At 38.0% G+C, this 4531-nt stretch carries 6 protein-coding genes; 4 read left to right on the top strand and 2 right to left on the bottom strand.

What is annotated here, in order from left to right; all coding sequences use genetic code 11:
* The first annotated feature begins 126 nt into the window (after positions 1-126).
* Entirely contained in the window at positions 127-489 is a 363-nt protein-coding gene (locus JQC92_RS21100; protein ID WP_205001507.1) for a hypothetical protein, read from the top strand.
* 7 nt (positions 490-496) lie between these two features.
* Here the strand turns inward: JQC92_RS21100 and JQC92_RS21095 are convergent, their stop codons facing one another.
* Entirely contained in the window at positions 497-1630 is a 1134-nt protein-coding gene (locus tag JQC92_RS21095; protein WP_205001506.1) for a methyltransferase, read from the bottom strand.
* A gap of 599 nt (positions 1631-2229) precedes the next feature.
* Between JQC92_RS21095 and JQC92_RS21090 the strand changes: the two genes are divergently transcribed.
* The 3 genes from JQC92_RS21090 (at position 2230) to JQC92_RS21080 (ending at position 3808) form a co-directional block, all read left to right on the top strand.
* On the top strand, positions 2230-2844 hold the full coding sequence (locus JQC92_RS21090) for an alpha-ketoglutarate-dependent dioxygenase AlkB family protein (RefSeq protein WP_205001505.1): 615 nt from the start codon (positions 2230-2232) through the stop codon (positions 2842-2844).
* 98 nt (positions 2845-2942) lie between these two features.
* The gene (locus tag JQC92_RS21085) at positions 2943-3434 is read left to right on the top strand and encodes an ACT domain-containing protein (RefSeq protein ID WP_205001504.1); all 492 of its coding nucleotides are present in this window, start codon (positions 2943-2945) and stop codon (positions 3432-3434) included.
* Between the two features lie 56 nt (positions 3435-3490).
* Entirely contained in the window at positions 3491-3808 is a 318-nt protein-coding gene (locus JQC92_RS21080) for a BolA family protein (protein WP_205001503.1), read from the top strand.
* Positions 3809-3928: 120 nt separating this feature from the next.
* On the opposite strand, the gene JQC92_RS21075 is transcribed toward JQC92_RS21080, so the two are convergent.
* A complete protein-coding gene (locus tag JQC92_RS21075; protein ID WP_205001502.1) occupies positions 3929-4399 on the bottom strand; it encodes a hypothetical protein in 471 nt (156 codons plus the stop codon).
* Positions 4400-4531 lie beyond the last annotated feature (132 nt).

Below are 4531 nucleotides of genomic sequence, written 5' to 3'. Positions count from 1 at the left end.
AGGCCAAGCATTAGAACTTGATTACCATCCATGTATTTACTTCTTAAATTATTGACTACAAAAACTAGATTTATTATCTCAAAAACAAACCCATTAAATCCACACTAAACGACGAAGAGCCAAAATTTGCTAAAAGAACTGGCAAATAAATTATTTGGGTTATCAATTTCGCAAGATGAGTTTTCTCTTAGCTACCTAGATAGAGTACAAGAGTTATTAAACATCTTTAAATTGGAACATGGCTCCCTGGCAGACAAACTTAAGGAATCAACAAATTTAAGAATGCTAGCAGATGGCATTGCATCAAATTTTAATCATTTTTTGATTGAAGAATTTAACACAATGCGCCTCAAAGAACCGGGAGAAAACGAGTTTGTCGACTTTTCAAAGCCACTCGTAGTGCATCAACCTAATCATTTTGAAGCACTCGCTTTATCTAGCTATTTTTCTTCTAGTGCTGATAACAGAAATACCTACGGCACGATTTAAACTCAATTTAGCGCTTAACAGATTGCAAAATAACAAACTTTCCATTCGATGCAACCAACTCACAATTCCCAAATAATCGCTTTAGTTTTGCGTGATATGCGAGGTGTCTGTTACCCACGACATGCAGTACTCCGCCATTACTTAATTTTTTTCTCGCATCAACGAACATTTGCCAAGCGATGTGATCCGTAATGGCTTCACCTTGGTGGAAAGGAGGATTACAAAGAATGAGATCTACTTCGGTGTATTCTGGTAAATGAGTTAAGCAATCGTCCCATATAAACTGTCCCTGTTGTTCTGCAAACCCATTGTCTATCCAGTTTTGCTGGGCACTCGATACCGCCATTGCAGAGTCGTCGACAAAGCATACATTTGCTTCAGGGAATAACTGAGCAGCTCTCAAGCCTAGAACACCATTTCCACAGCCTAAATCGACAATATTTTTAAAGTCTCCTTTGGGCATGTTTTCCAACATGATACGAGCGCCAACATCAAGCTTACTTGCTGCAAACACATTGCTTTTATTCGAAATGGATAACTCTGTATTTGGCAATGTCCAGTTTGTTGTTTTCAATAGATCTCGTTTTACGCCATCAAATACGCAATGAATTACTCTTGTTTTTTTCCATGTTAGGCTCGGATCTGCATCGCCATAGAACTTATTGATTTGCTCAACAATCGATTTATTGATGGACTTGGCTTTACCGCCTATGAGTAATGGCGTGCCTTCAGGGAGTATGGTTGATAGACGTGTAAGTAAGTGGTTTAAATAAACTAGGCTTTTAGGCAGCTTTAATAATACCAATTGAGGAATAAATGGAAGTTCTGCTTCACTATCAATTCGCTCAATTTTGTTGCTTAAATTATTGTCAGCTAAGTTAGACATTAAACCCAAGTGACTGGTTTTATTATCGGCTTCAAAACAAATCTCAGAGTCAGGGTATAATGTTTTTACACCACAAGTTAAGGCACCAAAGCCATCATTAACGATAAGGATCTTGTCGGTATCAAACTCAGATTCGTGAAGTGTTTTTAGCACATGCTCATCAGCAGCATCCCATGCTTGCAAATTTGACTTTTGCTGAATGGGATAACGGTTTAAAACTAATGAAAGTTGTGAATCAGAAAGTGCTAAGTTCATTTTGAGGCCATTGAGAAAAATAACGACCCCCATTATCTCAAAGTTCGATAAAGAAAATCAGTCTAAATTACGATAGACGGTTTTTTATTTGTTCAATTCCTGCGAATTATTACATTTGTGCTGTAATTAAAGTATCTGACTCTAGGGGCTGTTGATCTTTGTTTTATAATTCAGCTGAGCAATAAATCGCCTTAATCGAGGCGGAAATAGTGCAATTTAGTCATCTAAATAAACTATTTTTAACACAGAGTAAGGCGATTTAGACTCAGCCCGTAGGGCAATGGTTATTTTTAACGCTATCTGCATTGTCACTGCGCTCATTTAGAAGAACTAAATAACGCTTGTTCCGCTTTGTTATCGTCAAAAATAATCATTGCTGAAAATATCAACAGCCCCTATTTTTAAATAACTTATCGTCAGGTACTTTTTTGAGATATTTCAAGTTGTTTTTATAAGGAATTATGATGAAGCAAAAAGTAAATAAAGGGATTTCATATCTATTTCTCATTGTCTTGATGATGCTGGCTTGGTATCAAGTTGGAGAATGGATCATTTTGCAGTAACTTACTTCATTAGTATCGTTTTATGATTGGATGGGTATGCAACTTGGGCTATTAGGGGAGGAAAGTAATGAGCAAGAAAACTGCAACCTACCGGTAACTCTCTGTCGGAATTACCTCTCAAAAAGTAAGATTGATCTACTGATAAAAGAATCGGAATGTTACGACTTTTCATCACCGAAAATTAAGGTTTACGGGAAACAGCATTATATTCCTAGAGAGCAAGTTTGGTATGCCGATGAAGGCTGTGACATGCTTTATTCAAACTTATTGGTGTCAGCAAATCCTTGGCCTTACTACTTAAATCGACTTAGACATCAACTTAATACTGAGTTTTCTCAAAACTGTAACGGTGCACTTGTGAATCGTTATCGAAATGGTAAAGACAGTATGGGGTGGCACAGTGATGACGAGCCCGAAATATCTATTGGAACGGATGTCATCTCTATAAGCCTTGGAGCATCGAGAGATTTTGTTATAAAACACAAGGACACAGGCGAAAAGGAATCGTTTTTGTTGAATAGCGGTGACTTGCTCTTAATGCATTTTCCGATGCAGCAAGAGTGGCTTCATTCTGTACCGAAGCGGCAACAAATTGAAACTGAACGACTTAATCTAACATTCAGAACCATCATCCCAAATTATCATCAATAACATTTCTTTTTAAAAATGTGCTATTCAACACAGTTAAATCTCAAAATTAACGCTACAACTAAAGTTTTTAATGGAATGAGTCGAGCATGAATGTTTGTGTGATCATAACTGTCACAGGAGAAGGTGACTTTGAAATTGTAAATCAACTTGCTGCTGAAACCTGTGCCCTTAATGCAAAGTGGATGACGAGCAAAGTGAGTCGAATCGGTGAGCAATTTGCAGCGTTGGTACTCGTTGATATCGAGTCTGAAAAGTTAGGCTGTTTGGAGGATGCTTTTAGAACCAATTATCCGCAGCTAACCTTTAGCTACAGTGAGCCTAAAGTTGAAGCCGCAATATTCAGTGAGCCTATTCAAGTCACTCTGAACTGCGAAGACAGGTCAGGTTTAACACGAGAAATAAATGAATTATTAACAGGGCTGGAAGTAGAAGTAGAGCATATTAATACGATTAGAGCTCCGGTTTCGGGTTTAGGGTGTTCAGTTTATGAAGCAAAAATGACGGTAAGGCTACCTTCTGATGTGACACAAGAAAACCTCATACACCAACTTGAACAGCTCGATAACAAAATTCGAATCTCTTGTGATTGATCTTTCTTTAACGGGAAAGTAATCTTCGCCTGTCTTTTATCAATTGAGTTTTTAACATGGCTTCTTCATCAAATGGACCTGTTGCAACATTAATTTCAGAAAAGTTAAACAACAGCTTTTCACCAATGCATTTGGATGTGTTAAACGAAAGTAATCGTCATAATGTACCACCAGGTTCTGAAAGCCATTTTAAGGTTGTTATTGTCAGCGATAGTTTTGATGGCAAACGCTTGATTGCTCGCCATCGAATGGTAAATGAAGTCTTGGCTGATGAGCTTAAAAACAGCATCCATGCGTTATCTATTCACACATACTCAGAAGCTGAGTGGCAGGAAAGTCCTGAGGTACAAAGAACACCTAACTGTAAGGGTTAGAATTAAAGAAGGTAGAACTCATTACTGCATTACATGTTCATGAGTTGTATCTTTTTCAGATATTGTTACATACTGATGTTGGTTCGATGTCCTTAAATCAAATGGTCTATATTCAAGGGGTCAAGCATTTGCTGAGTCCAGGGCAACGTTTCCACGTACAGGGTGATATCCAAATTCCTTACTTGTTTGCTCCGATGAAGGTTCGATATTCAAATCTTCAGGTTTGGATTGCTGAGATGAATTAAGATCAACATTTCCATGTTCAGGGTGATATTTTTGCCCTTGACCTCTTCGTTCAGGTGAAGGTGCGAATGTATCAAGATCATGTGCAGCTTGCTTCCTTGACGTGATTGGTTGATGAGACGTACTTGTGTGAGCTGTTCTGACTCTTTCAGGTTCAGTATGTTTTGTTCGAGTGTTTTTATTTTCGAGTTTTAAATCAAAAAAGTTCAAGAAAGCATTAAAGTTTGCTTCAAGATCTTTTTTACTGTTGTAGCCACTTTCTAGCGCTTTGAATTGTTTGCTAATTTTTGAGTCGTCGGCAAGGCGCTGATTCATTTCATTAACTGTTAGAGGCTTTGTATTAGGCAACGGCGTAGCCGCTGTCTCTTGATCAGATCTTAGTGCATTTCTCCGTCAGCTAGCATTTCTTTCGCCATCCTATATCCAACGACATAAGATTGAAGGGTATCCCAACCTTCCCAAATCGTTTCCCAACCTGCT

Source organism: Parashewanella hymeniacidonis, assembly GCF_016900895.1.
Classification (GTDB): Bacteria; Pseudomonadota; Gammaproteobacteria; order Enterobacterales; family Shewanellaceae; genus Parashewanella; species Parashewanella hymeniacidonis.
The sequence above is the reverse complement of the archived record's forward strand: the minus strand, read 5'-3'. Positions and strand labels throughout refer to the sequence as shown.